Source organism: Micromonospora fiedleri (genome assembly GCF_016774385.1).
Taxonomy (GTDB): domain Bacteria; phylum Actinomycetota; class Actinomycetes; order Mycobacteriales; family Micromonosporaceae; genus Micromonospora; species Micromonospora gifhornensis.
Map to the genome: position 1 here is coordinate 1 of NZ_JAETXL010000025.1, position 5,385 is coordinate 5,385.

The 5,385-nt window shown below is 57.2% G+C and carries 3 rRNA genes; all 3 read left to right on the forward strand.

The features are described 5' to 3' along the window. The first annotated feature begins 153 nt into the window (after positions 1-153). The 3 genes from JMF97_RS30425 to rrf all read left to right on the forward strand — a co-directional run bounded on the left by JMF97_RS30425 (position 154) and on the right by rrf (position 5,384). A 16S ribosomal RNA gene (locus tag JMF97_RS30425) occupies positions 154-1,668 on the forward strand. Positions 1,669-2,061: 393 nt separating this feature from the next. Continuing rightward, positions 2,062-5,173, forward strand: a 23S ribosomal RNA gene (locus JMF97_RS30430). Between the two features lie 94 nt (positions 5,174-5,267). After that, a 5S ribosomal RNA gene (gene rrf / locus JMF97_RS30435) occupies positions 5,268-5,384 on the forward strand. Together the 16S, 23S and 5S rRNA genes form the textbook arrangement of a ribosomal RNA operon. Position 5,385: the final 1 nt, after the last annotated feature.

Here is a 5,385-nt window from a genome sequence, read left to right on the forward strand (position 1 = left end):
TGGTGTGTGGTTGTTCTTTGAGAACTCAACAGGGTGCTTGATAAGCCAGTGCCAAGTAGTTTGATACCCCGGACTGGGTTGGGCCTTTGTGGTCTGGTCTGGTTGGGATTCCTTTGGCAACATTTTGTTTGTTGTCGGGATTTTCTTCAATTTTTGTTGGAGAGTTTGATCCTGGCTCAGGACGAACGCTGGCGGCGTGCTTAACACATGCAAGTCGAGCGGAAAGGCCCTTCGGGGTACTCGAGCGGCGAACGGGTGAGTAACACGTGAGCAACCTGCCCTAGGCTTTGGGATAACCCTCGGAAACGGGGGCTAATACCGAATATTCACTTGCGGGCGCATGTTTGTGGGTGGAAAGTTTTTCGGCTTGGGATGGGCTCGCGGCCTATCAGCTTGTTGGTGGGGTAATGGCCTACCAAGGCGACGACGGGTAGCCGGCCTGAGAGGGCGACCGGCCACACTGGGACTGAGACACGGCCCAGACTCCTACGGGAGGCAGCAGTGGGGAATATTGCACAATGGGCGGAAGCCTGATGCAGCGACGCCGCGTGAGGGATGACGGCCTTCGGGTTGTAAACCTCTTTCAGCAGGGACGAAGCGCAAGTGACGGTACCTGCAGAAGAAGCGCCGGCCAACTACGTGCCAGCAGCCGCGGTAAGACGTAGGGCGCGAGCGTTGTCCGGATTTATTGGGCGTAAAGAGCTCGTAGGCGGCTTGTCGCGTCGACTGTGAAAACCCGTGGCTCAACTGCGGGCCTGCAGTCGATACGGGCAGGCTAGAGTTCGGTAGGGGAGACTGGAATTCCTGGTGTAGCGGTGAAATGCGCAGATATCAGGAGGAACACCGGTGGCGAAGGCGGGTCTCTGGGCCGATACTGACGCTGAGGAGCGAAAGCGTGGGGAGCGAACAGGATTAGATACCCTGGTAGTCCACGCTGTAAACGTTGGGCGCTAGGTGTGGGGGGCCTCTCCGGTTCTCTGTGCCGCAGCTAACGCATTAAGCGCCCCGCCTGGGGAGTACGGCCGCAAGGCTAAAACTCAAAGGAATTGACGGGGGCCCGCACAAGCGGCGGAGCATGCGGATTAATTCGATGCAACGCGAAGAACCTTACCTGGGTTTGACATCGCCGGAAATCCTGCAGAGATGTGGGGTCCTTCGGGGCCGGTGACAGGTGGTGCATGGCTGTCGTCAGCTCGTGTCGTGAGATGTTGGGTTAAGTCCCGCAACGAGCGCAACCCTCGTCCCATGTTGCCAGCAATTCGGTTGGGGACTCATGGGAGACTGCCGGGGTCAACTCGGAGGAAGGTGGGGATGACGTCAAGTCATCATGCCCCTTATGTCCAGGGCTTCACGCATGCTACAATGGCCGGTACAATGGGCTGCGATACCGTGAGGTGGAGCGAATCCCAAAAAGCCGGTCTCAGTTCGGATCGGGGTCTGCAACTCGACCCCGTGAAGTCGGAGTCGCTAGTAATCGCAGATCAGCAACGCTGCGGTGAATACGTTCCCGGGCCTTGTACACACCGCCCGTCACGTCACGAAAGTCGGCAACACCCGAAGCCGGTGGCCCAACCCTTGTGGAGGGAGCCGTCGAAGGTGGGGCTGGCGATTGGGACGAAGTCGTAACAAGGTAGCCGTACCGGAAGGTGCGGCTGGATCACCTCCTTTCTAAGGAGCACCATCCAGCGAAAGCTGGTATGGAGCCCGCGGTCTGCGAATGTCAGATCGGGGTGCTCAATTGGCGGAGACACTGGTGAGCTTTTTGCCGGCAACGGCTGTGGATTCCTTGTACAGCTGCTCTTTCGGGGGTGGTGGGAACGGATGACGTGGTGCGGCTGGGGAGAAGTGATGAGCACCCTGTTGGGTCCTGAAGGAACAACCGTTGGTTGTTTTTCTTCAGAGCCGATGGCTCCACTCGTGTGTGGTGGGGTTTTGGTTGCCAGGCATGGCCTGGTCTCGCATACCGGATGTCATCCTTGGGGGTGGGGTTGCTGGTGTGGGGCTGTGGGTTGTGGGTTGGTTGTTTGTTGAGAATTGCACAGTGGACGCGAGCATCTTTGTGGTCAAGTTGTCAAGGGCGAACGGTGGATGCCTTGGCACCAGGAGCCGATGAAGGACGTGGGAGGCCGCGATAGGCCTGGGGGAGCTGTCAACCGAGCTGTGATCCCAGGGTGTCCGAATGGGGTAACCCGGCATCAGTCATGTGATGTCACCTGCACCTGAACTCATAGGGTGTGTGGAGGGAACGCGGGGAAGTGAAACATCTCAGTACCCGTAGGAAGAGAAAACAAATAGTGATTCCGTGAGTAGTGGCGAGCGAAAGCGGATTGAGGCTAAACCGGTTGCGTGTGATACCTGTCAGGGGTTGCGTGGTCGGGGTTGTGGGACCCTGCGAAACGAGCTGACACTCGTTTGAGGAGTTATAAAGCCAGTTGTTAGCTGAATGGTCTGGAAAGGCTGACCGTAGACGGTGATAGTCCGGTAGGTGAAAACAGCTGGTCTTCTGTGGGTGTTCCCGAGTAGCGGCGGACTCCTGAAATCTGCCGTGAATCTGCCAGGACCACCTGGTAAGCCTAAATACTTCCTGGTGACCGATAGCGGACGAGTACCGTGAGGGAATGGTGAAAAGTACCCCGGGAGGGGAGTGAAATAGTACCTGAAACCGTTCGCCTACAATCCGTCGGAGCCTTGAGGGGTGACGGCGTGCCTTTTGAAGAATGAGCCTGCGAGTTAGTGGCATGTGGCGAGGTTAACCCGTGTGGGGGAGCCGTAGCGAAAGCGAGTCTGAAGAGGGCGTTTGAGTCGCATGTTCTAGACCCGAAGCGGAGTGATCTAGCCATGGGCAGGCTGAAGCGTGGGTAAGACCGCGTGGAGGGCCGAACCCACCAACGTTGAAAAGTTGGGGGATGACCTGTGGTTAGGGGTGAAAGGCCAATCAAACTCCGTGATAGCTGGTTCTCCCCGAAATGCATTTAGGTGCAGCGTCGTGTGTTTCTTGCCGGAGGTAGAGCACTGGATGGTCTAGGGGGCCCACAAGCTTACCGAAATCAGCCAAACTCCGAATGCCGGTAAGTGAGAGCGCGGCAGTGAGACTGCGGGGGATAAGCTTCGTAGTCGAGAGGGAAACAGCCCAGATCACCAGCTAAGGCCCCTAAGCGTGTGCTAAGTGGAAAAGGATGTGGGGTCGCATAGACAACCAGGAGGTTGGCTTAGAAGCAGCCACCCTTTAAAGAGTGCGTAATAGCTCACTGGTCAAGTGGTTCCGCGCCGACAATGTAGCGGGGCTCAAGCACACCGCCGAAGCTGTGGCATTCACATTTTAACTTCGCTGGCGCCTTCGGGTGTTGGTGCAGGTGTGTGGATGGGTAGGGGAGCGTCGTGCCGGGGGTGAAGCAGCAGGGTGACCTAGTTGTGGACGCGGCACGAGTGAGAATGCAGGCATGAGTAGCGAAAGAAGGGTGAGAAACCCTTCCGCCGGATGACCAAGGGTTCCAGGGCCAGGTTAATCCGCCCTGGGTGAGTCGGGACCTAAGGCGAGGCCGAGAGGCGTAGTCGATGGACAACGGGTTGATATTCCCGTACCCGCGAAGGAGCGTCCCTGATGAACCTCGTTGTGCTAACCACCCAAACCATCCAAGACCTTCGGGTTGAGGTTGGGGAGCGTGGGAACCTGGCGGGTAGTAGTCAAGCGATGGGGTGACGCAGGAAGGTAGCTGAGCCCGGCCGGTGGTTGTGCCGGGGTAAGCGTGTAGGCCGTGCTGTAGGCAAATCCGCAGCGCATGTAGGCTGAGACGTGATGCCGAGCCGATTCAGGTGAAGTCAGTGATCCTATGCTGCCGAGAAAAGCCTCTAGCGAGTTCCGAGCGGCCCGTACCCCAAACCGACACAGGTGGTCAGGTAGAGAATACCGAGGCGATCGGGCGAACTGTGGTTAAGGAACTCGGCAAATTGCCCCCGTAACTTAGGGAGAAGGGGGGCCGGAGACGTGAAGCCCCGCGCGGGTGGAGCGTTGTATGGCCGCAGAGAGCAGGGGGAAGCGACTGTTTACTAAAAACACAGGTCCATGCGAAGAAGTAATTCGATGTATATGGACTGACGCCTGCCCGGTGCTGGAACGTTAAGGGGACCTGTTAGCTCTTCGGGGCGAAGCGGAGAACTTAAGCGCCAGTAAACGGCGGTGGTAACTATAACCATCCTAAGGTAGCGAAATTCCTTGTCGGGTAAGTTCCGACCTGCACGAATGGCGTAACGACTTCCCCACTGTCTCAACCACAGGCCCGGCGAAATTGCATTACGAGTAAAGATGCTCGTTACGCGCGGCAGGACGGAAAGACCCCGGGACCTTTACTATAGCTTGACATTGGTATCTGAGTTAGCTTGTGTAGGATAGGTGGGAGCCGGTGAAGCGCATACGCCAGTATGTGTGGAGGCAATCTTGAAATACCACTCTGGTTGATTCGGGTATCTAACTTCGGACCGTTATCCGGTTCAGGGACAGTGTCTGGTGGGTAGTTTAACTGGGGCGGTTGCCTCCTAAAAGGTAACGGAGGCGCCCAAAGGTTCCCTCAGCCTGGTTGGCAATCAGGTGTTGAGTGCAAGTACACAAGGGAGCTTGACTGTGAGACTGACGGGTCGAGCAGGGACGAAAGTCGGGACTAGTGATCCGGCACTTGCGTGTGGAAGCGGTGTCGCTCAACGGATAAAAGGTACCCCGGGGATAACAGGCTGATCTTCCCCAAGAGTCCATATCGACGGGATGGTTTGGCACCTCGATGTCGGCTCGTCGCATCCTGGGGCTGTAGCAGGTCCCAAGGGTTGGGCTGTTCGCCCATTAAAGCGGTACGCGAGCTGGGTTTAGAACGTCGTGAGACAGTTCGGTCCCTATCCGCCGTGCGCGTAGGATACTTGAGAAGGGCTGTCCCTAGTACGAGAGGACCGGGACGGACGAACCTCTGGTGTGCCAGTTGTCCCGCCAGGGGCACGGCTGGTTAGCTACGTTCGGAAGGGATAACCGCTGAAAGCATCTAAGCGGGAAGCCTGCTTCAAGATGAGGTATCCCACCACCCTTTGGGTGGGTAAGGCCCCCAGCTAGACTACTGGGTTGATAGGCCGGAAATGTAAGCCCGGTAACGGGTTCAGTTGACCGGTACTAATAGGCCGAGGACTTGCTCACAAAGGTTCTGCTCGCGTCCACTGTGTAACTCACAACAAACAAACAAAATGCCCCAACGTTGTTGGTGTGGTGTTGTTTGATATGTTGATAGGGTTACGGCGGTTATGGCGGAAGGGAAACGCCCGGTTACATTCCGAACCCGGAAGCTAAGCCTTCCAGCGCCGATGGTACTGCACTCGGGAGGGTGTGGGAGAGTAGGACACCGCCGGACA